At 31.4% G+C, this 16842-nt stretch carries 16 protein-coding genes and 1 pseudogene; 8 read left to right on the plus strand and 9 right to left on the minus strand.

The window, feature by feature from the left end; all coding sequences use genetic code 11:
* The first annotated feature begins 93 nt into the window (after nucleotides 1-93).
* Nucleotides 94-507, plus strand: coding sequence for a hypothetical protein (locus tag ABXT53_RS02160; protein WP_415291023.1), 414 nt, complete (start codon nucleotides 94-96; stop codon nucleotides 505-507).
* Here ABXT53_RS02160 and ABXT53_RS02165 read toward each other — a convergent pair.
* Both ABXT53_RS02165 and epsC read right to left on the minus strand, forming a co-directional pair.
* Nucleotides 504-1505 (minus strand): cysteine synthase A, encoded by a 1002-nt coding sequence (locus ABXT53_RS02165; RefSeq protein WP_415291024.1) that lies wholly within the window; start codon nucleotides 1503-1505, stop codon nucleotides 504-506. The genes ABXT53_RS02160 and ABXT53_RS02165 overlap by 4 nt on opposite strands.
* The gene (epsC, locus tag ABXT53_RS02170) at nucleotides 1505-2083 is read right to left on the minus strand and encodes a serine O-acetyltransferase EpsC (protein ID WP_415291025.1); all 579 of its coding nucleotides are present in this window, start codon (nucleotides 2081-2083) and stop codon (nucleotides 1505-1507) included. Before epsC ends, ABXT53_RS02165 begins: the two co-directional genes overlap by 1 nt.
* Before the next feature lie 77 nt (nucleotides 2084-2160).
* Between epsC and ABXT53_RS02175 the strand changes: the two genes are divergently transcribed.
* The 6 genes from ABXT53_RS02175 to ABXT53_RS02200 all read left to right on the plus strand — a co-directional run bounded on the left by ABXT53_RS02175 (nucleotide 2161) and on the right by ABXT53_RS02200 (nucleotide 8361).
* Nucleotides 2161-2571, plus strand: a complete 411-nt coding sequence (locus ABXT53_RS02175; protein ID WP_415284124.1) for a VOC family protein — start codon at nucleotides 2161-2163, stop codon at nucleotides 2569-2571.
* Complete coding sequence (locus ABXT53_RS02180; RefSeq protein ID WP_415291026.1) at nucleotides 2571-4052, plus strand: aldehyde dehydrogenase; 1482 nt, start codon at nucleotides 2571-2573, stop codon at nucleotides 4050-4052. The genes ABXT53_RS02175 and ABXT53_RS02180 overlap by 1 nt, the downstream gene beginning before the upstream one ends.
* 98 nt (nucleotides 4053-4150) lie before the next feature.
* Nucleotides 4151-5113, plus strand: a complete 963-nt coding sequence (locus ABXT53_RS02185) for a glycine betaine ABC transporter substrate-binding protein (protein ID WP_415291027.1) — start codon at nucleotides 4151-4153, stop codon at nucleotides 5111-5113.
* 85 nt (nucleotides 5114-5198) lie between these two features.
* Nucleotides 5199-6251 carry a quaternary amine ABC transporter ATP-binding protein gene (locus ABXT53_RS02190; RefSeq protein WP_415291028.1) on the plus strand — a complete coding sequence of 351 codons (1053 nt, stop codon included), beginning with the start codon at nucleotides 5199-5201 and terminating at the stop codon, nucleotides 6249-6251.
* Nucleotides 6241-7746: an ABC transporter permease gene (locus ABXT53_RS02195; RefSeq protein WP_415291301.1), complete on the plus strand. Its 1506-nt coding sequence runs from the start codon at nucleotides 6241-6243 to the stop codon at nucleotides 7744-7746. The genes ABXT53_RS02190 and ABXT53_RS02195 overlap by 11 nt, the downstream gene beginning before the upstream one ends.
* Before the next feature lie 9 nt (nucleotides 7747-7755).
* The gene (locus ABXT53_RS02200; protein ID WP_415291029.1) at nucleotides 7756-8361 is read left to right on the plus strand and encodes a LysE/ArgO family amino acid transporter; all 606 of its coding nucleotides are present in this window, start codon (nucleotides 7756-7758) and stop codon (nucleotides 8359-8361) included.
* Between the two features lie 2 nt (nucleotides 8362-8363).
* Here the strand turns inward: ABXT53_RS02200 and hisD are convergent, their stop codons facing one another.
* Nucleotides 8364-9650 carry a histidinol dehydrogenase gene (gene hisD, locus ABXT53_RS02205; RefSeq protein WP_415291030.1) on the minus strand — a complete coding sequence of 429 codons (1287 nt, stop codon included), beginning with the start codon at nucleotides 9648-9650 and terminating at the stop codon, nucleotides 8364-8366.
* Nucleotides 9651-9712: 62 nt separating this feature from the next.
* Entirely contained in the window at nucleotides 9713-10624 is a 912-nt protein-coding gene (locus ABXT53_RS02210) for a bifunctional enoyl-CoA hydratase/phosphate acetyltransferase (protein WP_415291031.1), read from the minus strand.
* A 49-nt stretch (nucleotides 10625-10673) separates the two neighbouring features.
* Here ABXT53_RS02210 and ABXT53_RS02215 point away from each other — a divergent pair, with 49 nt between their 5' ends.
* Nucleotides 10674-11816, plus strand: coding sequence for an epoxide hydrolase family protein (locus ABXT53_RS02215; protein ID WP_415291032.1), 1143 nt, complete (start codon nucleotides 10674-10676; stop codon nucleotides 11814-11816).
* Here the strand turns inward: ABXT53_RS02215 and ABXT53_RS02220 are convergent, their stop codons facing one another.
* The 5 genes and pseudogenes from ABXT53_RS02220 to ABXT53_RS02240 all read right to left on the minus strand — a co-directional run bounded on the left by ABXT53_RS02220 (nucleotide 11817) and on the right by ABXT53_RS02240 (nucleotide 16776).
* Nucleotides 11817-12062: a hypothetical protein gene (locus ABXT53_RS02220; RefSeq protein ID WP_415291033.1), complete on the minus strand. Its 246-nt coding sequence runs from the start codon at nucleotides 12060-12062 to the stop codon at nucleotides 11817-11819. It abuts the gene before it with no gap.
* A 23-nt stretch (nucleotides 12063-12085) separates the two neighbouring features.
* Nucleotides 12086-13093 carry an Ldh family oxidoreductase gene (locus tag ABXT53_RS02225; RefSeq protein ID WP_415291034.1) on the minus strand — a complete coding sequence of 336 codons (1008 nt, stop codon included), beginning with the start codon at nucleotides 13091-13093 and terminating at the stop codon, nucleotides 12086-12088.
* Nucleotide 13094: 1 nt separating this feature from the next.
* Nucleotides 13095-14078 carry a class I SAM-dependent methyltransferase gene (locus ABXT53_RS02230; RefSeq protein WP_415291035.1) on the minus strand — a complete coding sequence of 328 codons (984 nt, stop codon included), beginning with the start codon at nucleotides 14076-14078 and terminating at the stop codon, nucleotides 13095-13097.
* Nucleotides 14065-15977, minus strand: a pseudogene (locus ABXT53_RS02235) (ABC transporter permease subunit). Before ABXT53_RS02235 ends, ABXT53_RS02230 begins: the two are co-directional and overlap by 14 nt.
* A gap of 1 nt (nucleotide 15978) precedes the next feature.
* Nucleotides 15979-16776, minus strand: coding sequence for an ATP-binding cassette domain-containing protein (locus ABXT53_RS02240; RefSeq protein WP_415278847.1), 798 nt, complete (start codon nucleotides 16774-16776; stop codon nucleotides 15979-15981).
* Between the last annotated feature and the right edge of the window lie 66 nt (nucleotides 16777-16842).

Raw genomic sequence — 16842 nt, forward strand, 5'->3', positions numbered from 1 at the left:
ACAACTATTTCTTGTATAAATTTACTGTGCGCATAAAGCCTATAATCATTTAATAAAAATCCTGTATTATAAATTTAATTAAAGATTAGACTTATGATTGAAAAATTTAATGGTATTTTTTACTTAATTTTATTCTCTATTCATTTTTTAGGCTTGGGTTTTTATGCTTATCAAATGATTATTGATAACAAAAGATATAGAGAAAAATTTCAAATTGATGAGACAGCTGCAACTGTTATGCGGATGACAGGTGCAATATTTCTAGGTTCTTTCTTGATGGCATTATATATTATGTTTGTAAGACCAAATGGTGTCGAAGCAACGTGGGCATTTTTCAATTTAGTTTTTGTTCAAAATTTTTGCGTATTAATTGTTAATACTTACTCAATTAAGATCGATAAGACAGGTGTTATGAACGATTCAAATGAAGCTATTATTGCACCATTAGTTTTCACAATTATTAGTGCCATTCTTTGTTATGGATTAGCCGATAAGATTTATATTTAAAGCCAGTTAGGAAAAGGCAAACCTTTTTCTTCTAAAAATTTCTTATTAAACATTTTAGTAGCGTACTTTTCACTTTTATCACAAAGTATTGTAACGATAGTTTTTCCAGGACCAAGTTCTTTACCCATTCTAATCGCACCAGCAATATTAATTCCACAGCTAGTACCAAGGCTTAAACCTTCATTTTCAATTAAATCATAAAGTATAGGAAGCGCTTCATGGTCATCAATAGAGTAGGCGTCATCTATTTTAGCATTTTCAAAATTTTTTGTAATTCTACTTGATCCAATACCTTCGGTAATTGAGCCACCCTCAGATTTTAATTCACCATTTTTAATATAATTATAAAGAGCAGAACCTTTAGGGTCAGATAGAAATATTTTTATATCTTTATTCTTTTCTTTAAGAGCGTTACTTACTCCTGAAATTGTCCCACCTGTTCCAGACGAGCATACAAAACCATCAACTTTACCTTCGGTTTGTTCCCAAATCTCTTGTCCTGTTGTTTCATAATGACCCTTAGCATTTGCAACATTGTCAAATTGATTGGCCCAAACAACTCCATTGTTATTTGATGGTCTTAATTCATCAGCAAGTTTTGCTGCAACTTTTACAAAATTTGCATCATCTTTATAAGGTTTAGCTGGAACTAATCTTAAATCAGCACCCATATTTATAAGTAGATCTTTCTTTTCTTGGGTTTGGTTATCATTCATGACTATGATTGTTTTATAACCAAGTGAATTACCGAGTAGACATAAGCCTATACCAGTATTACCAGCTGTACCCTCAACTATTGTTCCACCTTTAGAGATTAATTTTTTTTCTTCAGCATCTCTAATCAATGTAAGTGCTGCACGATCTTTAACAGAACCACCAGGATTCATAAATTCGGCTTTACCATAAATATTACATCCAGTAATTTCTGATGCTGCTCTAAGTTTGATTAAAGGAGTATTACCTATACCTGAAATAAAATTATCTTGAGTATTTTTCATTAGTTTGAAGTATCTTTATCTACCTCTTCAACAGCATAAGGTTTAAATTCTTCAGTTGCTGTTCCAACATTTTTAGCAGGTATTCCAACCATTACTGCATTTTCAGGAACATCTTTAGTAACAACTGCATTAGCTCCAACTTTAGCATTTGCTCCAATCGTTACAGGTCCTAAAATTTGAGCACCAGAACCAACTACGACACAATCACTTAATGTTGGGTGTCTCTTAACTTGTCTTTGGTCATTTGAATTAATGCTTGGTGCAATCCCACCTAATGTTGCCATATGATAAATAGTCACATTATTTCCAATTTCAGAAGTTTCACCAATTACAACACCCATACCATGATCAATAAATAAATTTCTTCCAATCTTAGCACCAGGGTGAATTTCAATTCCAGTTAAAAATCTTGATAGTTGTGAAATTATTCTTGCTACTAAATAAAACTTAGCAAGGTGAAAAAAATTAGCAATTTTATGAAAAAAAACTGCTTTAACACCAGGATAAGTTAAAATTAAACTTAACTTAGATTTTGCCGCAGGATCTCTATCTATTATAGATTGTAAAAAGTTATTCATGAATTTAGCTTTTATTGATTAAAATATTATATTGGACTATATAGTCATTATATAACGAATTTAAAGAGGAGAAACTTATGTACAAAAACACTAATTGCTTTCATCTAGCAGTACCATGTGGAGATCTTGAAGTAGCAAAAAAATTTTATAGTGAGACGTTAGGCTGTAGATTGGATAATTCAGCACAAGAGTGGGCTGATGTAGATTTTTGGGGAAATGAGTTAACTCTTCATGCTAGTGAACATAAAATGGATAGTGAAAGACATGATGTCGATATGGGTAATGTTTCTGTTCCACATTTCGGTGTTCATTTATCTAGAAAAGATTTTAATGCTCTTAAACAAAGATTAAAAGACAATGGTGCCAAATATTACGATGAACCTTATTTAAGGTTTAAAGGTACCAAATATGAGCAAGAGACATTTTTTGTTAAAGACCCTAATGAAAATATTTTAGAAATTAAAACATTGACTGCAAATGCAGATTAATGGCTTCTGATTATAAATCTATAGCAAGCAAGATTAAATTCGAAGGTAGAGCTTTTATTGATGGTAAGTACGTTGATGCTATTGATGGTGAAAAGTTTGAAAATATAAATCCTGCAACGGGTGAAACTCTTTGTTCTGTTGCAAAATGTAATCATAAAGACGTAGACCTTGCGGTAAAAGTATCAAGAAAAGCTTTTAATAGTGGCGTTTGGTCTAGAACATCTCCAGAATTTAGAAAAGATGTTTTGCTTAAATTTGCAGAATTACTAAGACAAACTGGAGAAGAAAATTCTGTTCTTGAATGTGTGGATACAGGAAAATTAATTGGAGACTGCATTAATGAGGTTGCAAATGATGCTCCAATGCATTTTCAGTGGTATGGAGAATTAATAGATAAAGTATTTGGTAAAGTTGGACCAACAGAACCATCACTAACTAGTTTAATTGTTAAAGAACCAATAGGTGTTGTTGCAGGAGTTGTTCCATGGAATTTCCCTTTAATGATGGCAGTTTGGAAAATGGCACCAGCATTAGCTGCTGGATGTTCAGTTATAATTAAGCCAGCAGAAGACACACCTTTAACTGCAATTAGAGTTGCACAAATTGCTAAAGAAGCAGGAATTCCTGATGGAGTTTTAAATATAGTACCTGGCTTTGGAGATGTTGGAGAAGCACTTGGTAGACATGATGATGTTGATGCGATTTCATTTACAGGCTCAACAGAAGTTGGTGGACTATTCATGAAATATTCAGGTGAAAGTAATTTAAAAACAATTGGTTTAGAGATGGGTGGAAAAAGTCCGTTTATAGTTTTAGAAGATGCAAAGATTACAGATGATTTAATTGATAATGCAATTAATTCTGCTTTTTGGAATGGTGGACAGAATTGTTCAGCAAATATGAGACAAATAATTCATAGTAAAGTTAAAGATGAATTTTTAGATAAGGTTTCAAAAAAAGTAAAAGCTCTTAAAGCTGGAGATCCACTAGATCCAGAAAGTAATATGGGGTCAATGATTTCTAAAAAACATTTAGCAACAGTTGATGGTTATATTCAAAAAGGAATTGATGAAGGAGCTAAGCTATTATTTGGTGGAGTTTCAAGTGATGATCAAAAAGGTTTTTTTGCAAAACCAACTCTATTTGATAATTTAAAAGAGAATATGACAATTGCTCAAGAGGAAATTTTTGGACCTGTATTAGGTGTTCTTACAATTAATAGTGATGAAGAAGCATTAAAAATTGCAAGTAATTCTAAGTATGGATTGCATGCAAGTGTGTTTACTCAAGATATAGATAGAGCTTTTCATATGGCTAAAAGCCTTCCATGTGGAACCGTTTCAGTTAATACTTTTTCTGAAGGTGACATTAAAACACCTTTTGGTGGATACAGACAATCAGGTTCATTAAGTAGAGATCAAGGTACAGAAGCGTTAGATCAATACCTTCAAACTAAGACTATCTGGATTAGTCACTCTTAAAATTCACTCATAACAATCATAATAAGTAGCTAATTTTCTTTGACTTGCTCAAAAGTTTTAAGTTATGCTTCGTTTTTAAATTAATCGAGAGGGATATAATGAAAATAATAAAAACTACACTTGTAGCTGGTTTAATTTCTTTATTTGCTACTTTTTCAACATTTGCTGAGAAAGTTAAAATAGGAGATCCAGGTTGGACAGGTGCAACAGCTATTGCAAATTTATTAGCAGCAGTTGTTAATGACAAAATGGGTGGAGAAGCAGAATTAGTTCCAGGAAATAATACTGCGATCTACGCAGCAATTCATAGAGGTAAAAGTGAAATAGATGTTCACCCTGATATCTGGTTACCTAATCAGCAGGCTTATACTAATGATTTAGTTCCTAAAGGAACTCTTAAGTTAAGTTCAAAACCTTATGAAGGAAACCAAGGATATTGTGTGTCTCAACAATTTGCTAAAAAAATGAATATTACAGCAATTGAAGACTTAGCTAGACCAGAAGTTGTAAAAGCAATGGATAGCGATGGCAATGGAAAAGGTGAATTTTGGATTGGAGCAGATGGATGGGCTTCTGCAAATGTAAACCAAGTTAAACTTAGAGATTATGGTTTATATGATGCAGGTATTGAACCTATCAGAGCAGCCGAAGCTGTAAAAAATGCAAGAGTGCTTGACTCAATTAAAAAAGGTGAGGGCTATGCATTTTATTGTTATAAGCCCCATGCAATTTGGGGAATGGCTGATGTTGTAATGTTGACAGAACCTAAATTTGATAAAGCTAAATATAAAATGGTTCAACCTAAAGAAGATGCTGACTGGTACAAAAAATCTTATGTTGCATCAAAAGATGCTCTTAAGCAAATCCAAATTGGTTGGGCAACTTCTTTAGAAGCACAATCTCCTGCAATTGTTGATTTCTTTAAGAATTTTCAATTATCAGCAGATGATGTTTCGTTAATGGCCTACCAAATTTCAGTTGAAAAAAAACAACCAGCTGATGTTGCTAGAGCATGGATGGAAAATAATAAATCTAAAGTTGACGGTTGGTTAGGACTTTAAGTTAAGTTAAATTTTTACCCGGCAGCTTTATTTGTTGCCGGGTATATTTCTTGAAAAAAAATTATTAAATTTTTGAACGGATCTGATGAACTCAGCTATTGAAATAAAAAATGTTTGGAAAATATTTGGTAATAATTCCAAAGAAGCGTTAAATGCTATTCAAAATGAACATATTTCAAAACAAGAAGCCTTAGAAAAATATAATTCAGTAATTGGTGTATCCGATGTCTCTTTTGACGTTAAAACGGGAGAGATTTTTTGCGTAATGGGTCTTTCTGGCAGTGGTAAGTCTACTTTAGTAAGACATATTAATAGATTATTAGAGCCAACTTCAGGTCAGATTCTAATCGATAATGAAGATGTAATGAAGTTCGACTCAAAAAGATTGCAAGATCTAAGGAATAAAAAGATAGGTATGGTTTTTCAGAATTTTGCTTTAATGCCTCATAGATCAGTATTAGACAATATAGCAATGCCACTTGAAATAAGAGGTATTAGTAAAAATGATAGATTGGATGCTGCTAACAAGATTTTAGATATTGTAGAGCTTCAAGGCTGGGGAAATAAATTTGCTCACGAACTTTCAGGTGGAATGCAACAAAGAGTTGGATTAGCAAGAGCTTTAGCAGCAGATCCTGATGTTTTATTAATGGATGAACCATTTAGTGCATTAGATCCATTGATTAGAAGACAGCTTCAAGCAGAATTTATCAAACTTTCAAAACAAATGAAAAAGACCACAGTGTTTATAACTCACGACTTAGATGAAGCAGTAAGAGTAGGTCATAGAATTGCAATCATGAGAGATGGAAAAGTTATTCAAATAGGAACGCCAGAAGAAATAGTCATGAAACCAGCAGATAATTATGTGGCAGACTTTGTTAAAGGAATTTCTAGATTAAAAATCGTTCAAGCTAAATCTATCATGCAGCCTGTTGAAAAATTTGAAAAGGAATTTGGATCAAAAAGAAAAAACTTAGAAAGTGTTCATGAAAATGATTTATTAAACAAATTAATAAAAAAATCTTCAATTAAAGATGAACCAATATTAGTAATCAATAATGAAAAAAAAAATATTGGTGTGATAACACAGGCAGATTTACTTAAAGCAGTTGTAGAGGGCAGTGATGGAGAATAAAGCAATTATAAATCCACCTAGAGATGAATTAATTACTGACTTTGTAAAAAGTAATCCATATTATTATATCAAAGAGTTTAAAAAAATCGGTAGTAAACCTACTTACTCATTTTCATTTAATTTATTTGCATTCATACTTGGGCCAATTTGGTTTGGAATGCGTAATGTTTGGAATTGGACTTTAGCTTTTTTAATTATTGAAACTTTTTCGGTAGTACAAATCATCAGAGGCTTATTTGGTAATATTACGGCAGACGCTATTGCTAAAGTTGAGCAAGTTCAAGGTACAATAGCTTTTAGAAATAAACAATTAGAAGCAGCGATAGAAAATAATCCAGATAAAATTGATGTATTTAAAAGAAACATAAAATCTTTAGAGGATGCTATGCAAGGCTATCTTGATGAAATTACTAGAGTAGAAGCTTCTGCAATTTGGATTGCTATGTTTGGTTTTATTTTATTGATAGTAGTTAAGATTGCTCAAGGTGTTTTAGCGAATTCAATTTTAGAAAAGAAATATTCTGAATGGTTATCTGATAAATCTATTCATCCAGGTATGCAGATGAAAAATTACATCTACAGTAGTGTTTTTACATCTGTTATAATGATCTTTACTGTTATCCATTATAGTTTTCCAGGCTTACTTCAGGTAATGGATACGTTCCCAACCCATCCAGAAATAAGATTATTTTCAATTAAATGGATAGAGATTATTTTTGATTATGCTGTCGTTAAAGGAGATGTGATTTTTACTGCTATAACAATTGGTATTAGGTCGGTATTAGATTTTTTAGAGTTATTGTTTGTTAAAACTCCTTGGATTGTAATTATAACTGCAATTGTTACCCTAACAGGACTATCAGCAGGACCTAGAGCTGCAATATATTCAGCAGGATTTTTGGGTTACATGGGGTTTTTAGGTTTTTGGGTAAAAGCAATGACGACACTTGCTTTATTAGGAACAGCTGCAATTTTAAGTATTGCAATAGGTATTCCACTTGGAATTTTTTGTGCAAGGCGACAAAAATTTTATTCATTAATTAGACCGATAATGGATTTCATGCAAACAATGCCAGCCTTTGTATTTATGATTCCAGTAATAGCGTTTTTTGGAACTGGAAAGGTTGCAGCGGTAATCATTACTATGATTTTTGGTGGAACTCCTGTTGTAAGGCTTACAGTTTTAGGTTTACGTGGAGTACCAGAAACAATTCGAGAAGCAGCTATCGCATACGGTGCAACTAAATGGTATTTACTAAGAAAAGTAGATCTACCACTAGCCACACCTTCAATTTTAGCAGGTGTTAATCAAACGGTAATGTTAAGTTTAGCAATGGTAGTTGTAGCATCTCTAATAGGTGCAAAAGGTTTAGGACAAGATGTTCTAGAGGCATTACAATATGCCAATGTTGGACAAGGTATACTTGCGGGTATAGCTATTTTATTTGTTGCATTAATACTTGATAGGGTTGTTCAGGGTAAAAAAAGAGTTTAATAAAACTTAATGGAATATTTATTGTTAGGTTTTTTAACTGGATTAAGTTTAATTTTAGCAATTGGTGCTCAAAATGTATTTGTCATAGAACAAGGGTTAAAAAAACAATATATATTTTTTGTTTGTATAATTTGTTCAATATCTGACTTTTTATTAATTTTCTTAGGAATTTTTTTATTTCAATATTTAAATAATTATTTCACACCAACAGTTGAGTTAATTTTTAATATTTTACTCTTAATATTTTTACTACATTTTATCTGGGGAAAGATTAAAACCAAAATTTCAGAGACTTCATTTAATATAGACAATAAAACTAATAATTTACCTAGTATTTTATTTAAAACTTTAGGTTTTACTTTTCTAAATCCCCACGTTTATTCAGACACTGTATTTTTCTTAGGAAACTTTTCCAAAAGCCTTAGTCAAGTGGATAAGTATTACTTTGGTACTGGGGCAGCTATTTCTTCATTCCTATTTTTTTTTATACTAGGGTATCTTTCAAAATATTTTTCTAAATATCTTAAGAATGTAAAAGTATGGAAAAGAATAAATTATTTAATCATTCTTTTTATGTCTATTTTGGCTTTAACAGTGCTAATGGAAATTATCTAAGTTTAGCTAGAATAACCGTACTTTTTAAGTCTAACGTCACCTGTTCTTGCGTGAGCTTCCATTCCTTCGTATCTAGAAATTCTTGCTGCTGCAGCACCAACTAACTCAGTAGACTCTTTGGTCATTCTTTGGAAACTTAAAGTTTTAACAAACTTACCAACAAATAATCCACCCGTGTATCTTCCTGCACCTTTAGTTGGTAGAATATGATTGGTTCCTGAACACTTGTCTCCATAAGCAACGGTTGTTTCTTCACCAATAAATAAAGAACCATAATTTGTAAGTCTTTTGTGAAACCATTCTAAATTTTCTGTCTGAATTTCTAAGTGTTCTGGAGCATACTCGTCGCTAATAGTTGCCATTTCTTCATCGGTATCACAAAGAATAACTTCACCATAATCTCTCCAAGCAGCATCTGCATTTGTTCTTGGAACTTCTGGTAATTCTACAATTAACTCTGGAACTCTTTTCATTACTTTTTCTGCAAGTTCTTTACTTGTGGTATATAACCAACAAGGTGAGTTATAACCGTGTTCTGCTTGACCAACTAAATCTACAGCTACTATCTCAGGGTCAGCTTTAGCATCTGCAATAATTCCAATTTCAGTAGGACCTGCAAAAAGGTCAATACCTACTTTTCCAAATAAAATTCTTTTAGCTTCTGCTACAAACTGGTTTCCAGGACCAACAATAATATCAGCTGCAGGATTATTGAATAAACCATTAGTCATTGCAGCAATTGCTGGGACACCACCTAAATTTAAAATTACATCAGCACCACATAGATCAGCTGTGTAAATAATTGTTGGATGAGCACCTACACCTTCTTTTGGAGGGCTACAGGCGATAACATTTTTTACACCTGCAACTTTTGCTGTAGTCACACTCATAACAGCTGATGCAATGTGTGCATAACGACCACCTGGCACATAACATCCGGCAGTATTAACTGGTATTAGCTTTTGACCAGCAAATAATCCATCTGAAAGTTCTACTTCAAAGTCTTGACCATAATTTTTTAATTGAGCTTCTGCAAATTTTCTAACTCTTTCGTAAGAAAATTGAACATCATCTTTTGTTTTTTGATCTAACGTTTTTTTGATTTCTTCAATTCTTTCTTTAGAAACAATAATATCACCATCATACTTGTCAAATTTCTTTGTAAGATCGATACAACCTTGTTCTTTAGTAGTTTCAATATTTTTTAATAAATCTTGAACAATTCCAGTTGTTTTAGTGTCATCTGTTGATGATGTTTTTGGTGATTTTTTTAAATAAGTTATAGCCATTGTTTCCCTCTCTAATTTTAAAGCTTTATTTAAAACATTAATAAGATTATTTCAATGAAGAACTAGTCTAAAGCAACAACAGCAGCTGCAATAGAGGCCAATCTAGCTTGCGCTTCATCAGATCTACTAGTAATTACTATTGGGACTTTACCACCTACAACAACACCTGCTGCACAAGCACCCATAAAGTAAATCATCATTTTAACTAAACTATTTCCAGTTTCAACACTTGGAACCAACAATACATCTGCATCACCAGCTACAATATTCTTAACACCTTTTATAGCAGCAGATTTTTTTGAAATACTATTATCAAATGCCAAGGGACCAAAAACATCTGCATTTAAATTATCTTCTTTTGCAAGTTTTGTAATTTCATCTGCATCAATAGAGCTTGGTACACTATCTAAAATTTCTTCTGTCGCTGATAGAACTGCAACTTTTGGCCTTTTAATTCCTATACGATTTGAAAAATCAATTACATTTCTTAAGATATGCATTTTTGTTTTTATATTAGGTAAAACATTTAAAGCACCATCGGTAATTATAAGAGGCTTGTCGTCTTTAGTATTTGTCATATGCCATATGTGGCTAAGTCTAGTTTTTCCAAGTAAATTGTAATCTCTTTTTAAAACTTCTTTCATTAAAATATCAGTATGGATATGACCTTTAACAATAATTTTTACCTTATCTTGACTTGCAAGTTTTGCAGCTATTGCTGCCGTGTTATTTTCTACAGGTTCATGAATTATCTCATACGAAGAGATGTCCCATTTTAAATCTTCAGCACATTTAACAATTTCTTTTTTATCCCCTATAAAAATAGGTGTAATTAAGTTTTCTTTAACAGCATCCTGAACTGAGAGCATTGGTAAGGGTAAACCCGCATTAACGATAGCAGCATTAACACCTTTTTTCTTATGTGCATGGTCTAGAAGGTTATTAGGACAAACAATTTCTTTATTTGAAAGCATGAGGTATATTTAGTATGAATTTCTAAAAAGTATACACTGTAAATTAATAATGATTAAGCCTTTTAAGCTAAATATTTCCGATAAAACACTTCAAGAAATTTATACTAAGGTAAAAAATTATCCATGGCATGAAATGCCAGATGATGGTGGTTGGAAATATGGAAGTAATCTTGATTACATGAAGGAAATATCAAGTTATTGGGTCAAAGATTTTGACTGGAGAAAACATGAAGCAGAAATAAATAAATTTTCAAATTTTACATCTGTTGTAGATGATATTGAAATCCATTTTATTCATGAAAAAGGTAGTGGCTCTAACCCAACTCCATTACTTCTTATGCATGGATGGCCTGGATCAGTTGTAGAGTTTTTACATATAATTGAAAAACTTGCACACCCAGAAAGATTTGGTGGAAACACTGAAGATGCATTTGATGTAATTGTGCCTTCTTTACCCGGGTTTGGATTTTCAGGTAGACCGTCTAAGCCAATTGGTCCAAGAAAAATAGCTGAGATATTAAATAAATTAATAATAGAGAACCTTGAATATAAGAATTACTTAGCACAAGGTGGAGATTGGGGGGCAACTATTGCTAACTGGATTGGTTATGATCATTCAAAATCATGTAAGGCAATTCATATTAATTGTTTAACTATGCGTCATGCTGATGGCCCACAATCAAAGCAAGAAGAAGAATGGCAAAAAAGGTTTGATAAAGATCAAATAATGCAGGATGGCTATAGAACGCAACAAGCAACAAAGCCACAAACGTTGAGTTACGGTATGATGGATAGCCCCGTTGGTATTGCAGCATGGATTATTGAAAAGATGTATTCTTGGTCTGATTTAAAAGATGGTGATATTGAAAGTGCTTACTCAAAGGATACTTTATTAGCAAATATTATGGTTTATGTAGTTACAAAAACTTTTAATACAGCTTCTTGGATTTATTATGGAAGAAGAGAAGAGGGTGGACGTTTTTTTCCTAAAGACTTTAAAAAAATAGAAATACCAACCGCTGCTGCAATTTTTCCAGCCGAGATGTCTGAATGGCCTCCAAAATCTTATGTTGATAGAATATTTAATATTACGCAATGGACCGAGATGCCAAGTGGTGGACATTTTGCAGCAATGGAAGAACCAGAGTTGCTAGTTAAAGATATTATAAAATTTGCTAAAACTATTTGTTAATTAAAAATTTGATCTTGGATCTTTTAGGGATTTAATTTTTTTAACCATACCTGTTAATTTTGCAGTAATAAAAACCACATATACAAAACTAAATCCTAAAGCCATAGTTGATAGAACAGTATACACAGCTGTTAGATTTTCTAATTTAAACCAACTTTCAACACCAGGGTTAGAATAATATAGAAAATTCCAAAAAATAAAAAAAACTATTTCATATATTATAATAATTTTAAATACAGGACGCATATCAGAAGCTTATTATAATAACTTTATTTCAATAAACTATTTAAATCTTCCATTATATTTTTGGAAATTTTAATCTCTTTTTTAAGGTTATTCTTATATTTGTTGAATTTATTTTGCCCAGGATAAAGAATTTCTTTCACCCCTTTGATTTTAGGTAATTTTTTTATTGTTTTAATATTATCTTTAATTCTCTTATTATAACTATTTCCAACAAATAAATTAGGTTTTAGAACAAAAAATAAATGACCTATATTTTGAGGTCCACTAAAGTCTGTAAAAGGATCTTTAACACGACCTGCATGATTACCCCCTGTAAAGACCCCACTTAAAATATCTACCATCCATGCTAAACCAGATCCCCTAAAACCTGCTATGGGTAATTGAACACCTTCTAAAGCTTTTTTAGGATCTGTTGTGGGTTTACCATATTTATCTAAAGCAACACCTTCAGGAATTTTTGTTCCTTCTCTTGCAGCTATTCTAATTTTTCCTCTATTAATCATTGATATTGATGTATCTAGAATAAAAGGAACTTTAGATCCCGTAGGTGTTCCAAAGCAAATAGGATTTGTTCCAAATAAACTTTTTAATGCTCCATGAGGTGCAACAGCTGGAGGAGCATTAGTAAACACCATCACCATTAAACCTTTTTTAACAGCTTGCTCTGCATAATAACCAGACAAACCATAATGACCGCTATTTTTAACCGCAACTAAGCCAATACCAGTTTTTTTAGCATTACTTATTGCTGTTTTAATAGCAATATCTGCTGCAACAAAACCAATACTATTATTACCATCAACATGAGCAATCGATTGGGAAATTTTTTTAATTTTAATTTTAGCTTTGGGATTAATTACTTTTTTAGATATTCGATCACAGTACATTTTTAATCTAGATAACCCATGTGAAGGTGCCCCAACTAGTTCAGCATTAATTAAAGCTTCAGCACAGATAGTAGCGTGATCTTTTCTTAGTTTATGTGAAATAAATATTTTTTTTATTAAATCTTTTAATGAATTTATTTTCATTTTAATTGACTCTTAAATAAAAAGAGCCTGGTTCAGTATCTTCTTTTAAATAAGGGCAGCAAATCTTTAATTTATCAAAATGATCATTTTTAAGAAAATTTAATCCAAGCATAACAGAATATCTATTAGAATTATCAAGCATAGCTTCTAGAAGATACTGTTCATTATAAAATCTATTTTCTTTCTTTAGCCATCTTTCAGGGTAATTTCTTGGTGTATAAATATCATGTATATGTATTATAACACCTGGATTTAATGAGGGTAAAATTTCTAAAAATTCTTTTAGTATGTCTCCCTGTGGTCTAATAATATGTGAGCTATCAATAAATAAAATATCATTAGCTTTAAGTCTTTTGCATAAATCTAAATCAACATCTTCAATTTTTTTTCGCATTATTTCAATTCCTAAGTTTTCAAGCCAATTATTTTCATAAGGTTCAATACATATGAGTTCAGTTGAATAATTATTTTCAAGTTTATTTTTTTTAATTGCTTCAAGAGCTATCAATGTTGATTGACCAGATCCAATTTCCACAATTTTTTTAGGTTTAAAAAATCTTATAATTTGATAGTAAATTTCTGCATCCCCTCTTTCAAAAAAATTATTATCAATGTTAAAATTAATATTAGAATTTTTACTATCAAGATTTAAATCAATTAACTCCTGTTTATATTCAAATTTTTTTAAAAGATTTAATTGATTTTCGGTGTTTAAATTGACACCAGGCAAATTTCTTTTTTTTTTTAAATCAGTTTTAAGTTTATCAAAATCAAATTGTGGTTCATAATAATTTTTTATAATTGGAAAAATCCCAATTTTTTTTAGCAAATAAGTTGACAGTGTCATTTTATGGGAACCAATTTTTCTATAAAATAACATTATTAGAGACGAAGGCAGTAAGATAATGGCTAAAAAAAAATCAACTGGCCTTGCAAAGTAATTCAAAATTTTTTTTATAGAGCTCAAAACTCTAACCTTTTCCATGCCATGGGATGGTTTTATCAATAATTTTTCTTAAAGCAATGTCAAATAGTAAACCTAACATTCCCATTACAAAAATAGTTATCCAAATAACTTCATATTGAAAATATTTTTTAGCAACATTTTCAACAAATCCAATACCTGTCGTTCCAGCTAAAAATTCAGCTGCAACCAAAGTCCCCCAGCACATCCCAACTGCAACTCTTACTCCTGTTAAAATTTCAGGTAATGAGTTTGGAAAAATTACGTATCTTAATATTTGCCACTTTGATGCACCAAGAGAGTGTGAAGCGTGAATTTTAGATAATTGAGTTCCAGAAGCACCAGCCCTAGCAGAGATGATCATAATTGAAAATGAAACCATAAATAATAAGAATACTTTTCCAACGTTATCAATTCCAAATACAGTAATAACTAATGGAGCCCAAGCAAGTGGAGGAACTGGTCTATACAATTCAATTAATGGATCAAAGAACCCTTTAGCAAATCTATTTAAACCCATCAATAAGCCAAGCGGTACACCAAATATTATTCCAAGTACTAGGCCTAAGAATACTCTTAGGAAAAATCCCATATGTGACCCATAGGTACTGGTATTTTGAATAACTTGAATTCACCAGTAACAACATTTAAAACTTTACTTTTAAAATTTGGTTTTACAGTTCCGTCATCACTATGAACTGGGTATTTACCAGGGATAATATCTGCTATCCAATCTGGTAAAATAAAGCCAACTACTTTACTAACATCCATCATTTCATACCAAATCAGCGGAATATTTTTAAATCCAACACTTGGTTTTAATAAAAGTGTAAATTTTTTTAAAGTATCTGATGGTTTAGGCAGCCACCTACCAGAACCTTGCTCTGAACAATTAGGACCACTTGAAATTATTGTTCCAGTAGGAAATAAAAATATATCAATTAATCTTAGACTTCCTTGTTCTTTTTTTTGAATAACATCAAATTCTAAAATTGCTTGTTGCATAGAATCAAGAGTTTTTGGAGGAAATATGCTTGCGTATTCAATTCTTCTTGCAATTTTAAGCACATCTTTTGCTAATATTGATGCCACCTCTTGTGTGTCATCTAGCTCTGATCTATATTTTTTTATTCCATCTTTGATTTCTTTCATCAAAGTTTTGTATTGTGAATTATGATTTCTTAATTTGAAAAAATCATCACTAATTAAAGTTAATTCTTTTGCCGCAGCATCAAACTTTAATCCTTTTTTTGTTTCAGGAATAGTTGGAATTTCTATGGTATTTTCTACAGCTGTTCCTGAAGATCCCCATCCACCTTGTATTTTTAAAGCTTCAATTCTTGCATTTTCTTCTTCAACACTTTTTATTGGTGGATAACTTATCTTTTGAAAATCTTCTGTTAACCAAGCTATTCTATTAGTTAGTTCACTGATCTTAATTTTTGTTTCATTTTCAAGAAGGTCCTCATTAGTTAACAATGGAATTGTTCTTTTAGTTTTTTGAATAAAACCTAAAAGTCTATCTTTATCTTGATTTCTTATTACTGATGAATTTCTAATTTCATTAGTTAATTTTTCAATATTACTATTTTCAGCCTTAATAATTGAAGTACTTTTAAATTCCCTTTCATTTATTGGAAACAAATACTTTAATGAAAGCATCGAATCGTTAACTTTTGCAACTTGGCAAAGTTCATTAGCAGACTGAGGATAAAAAGACTTTGCTAAATCCCATGAATAATAAAGCCATGCTATTAGTAAAAAACTACTTCCAACAATAATCCAGTGAGCTCCACCTTTGGCTCTTTCAGGGTTCCCAAAAACAGCATCTATTTTTTCAGTCTTGGCTAATTTTATTCCATAAAGAATAGAACCTATAACGGCAAATATAATTAAAAATGTTATAATACCTGTAATCATACTAAATATCTTTACCCATTATTTCTTCTTCCATGTTCCAAATCATGGTTAGAATTTCTTCTCTTTTACTTCCAAAATCTTTAGTTTTTTTAATTTCTCTTAAATCACCATCTATCCCCATTGAAGCAAAGGGTAATTTATACTCCTTATGTATTCGGCCTGGTCTTGGTGCCATTACATATAATCTTTCACCAAGTAACAAAGCTTCCTCAACTGAGTGGGTAATTAAAATAATTGTTTTTCCTGTTTCTTTCCAAATCTTTAAAACTAATGACTGCATTTTTTCTCTTGTTAGTGCGTCTAGCGCCCCTAAAGGTTCATCCATTAAAATTAAATCTGGATCATTAATTAAACATCGTGCAAGAGCAACTCTTTGCTGCATACCACCAGATAATTGATAAGTCGGCGTATCTCCAAAGCCTTGTAAGCCAACTATATTTAACCATTCATCAACTTTTTTTGCTGTTTTAATTGGATCTTCTTTTTTCATTCTCAAGCCAAAGTCCACATTTTCAGCAACTGTTAACCATTCAAATAAAGCACCTTGTTGAAAAACCATTCCTCTTTCAACCCCTGGACCATTAATTTCATTTCCGTTAAGAGTAATTACTCCTGAAGTTGGTCTAAGAAAGCCAGCTGTAATATTTAGTAAAGTTGTTTTTCCACATCCAGAAGGACCAAGAACAGTTAAAAGTTCTCCTTTTTTAAGTGTGAAATTTACATCTTTTAGTGCATGAACAGTTTCTCCTTTCGGAGTTTTAAAGATCATGTTTAGATTTTGAGAAATTAAATCACTCATAGAAATAAGTTTATATTAAATTTTATTTAAAAAAATAGGCACCAATTTAATAAATTGGCGCCTATC

Source organism: Candidatus Pelagibacter sp. Uisw_136 (genome assembly GCF_047720275.1).
Lineage (GTDB): Bacteria > Pseudomonadota > Alphaproteobacteria > Pelagibacterales > Pelagibacteraceae > Pelagibacter.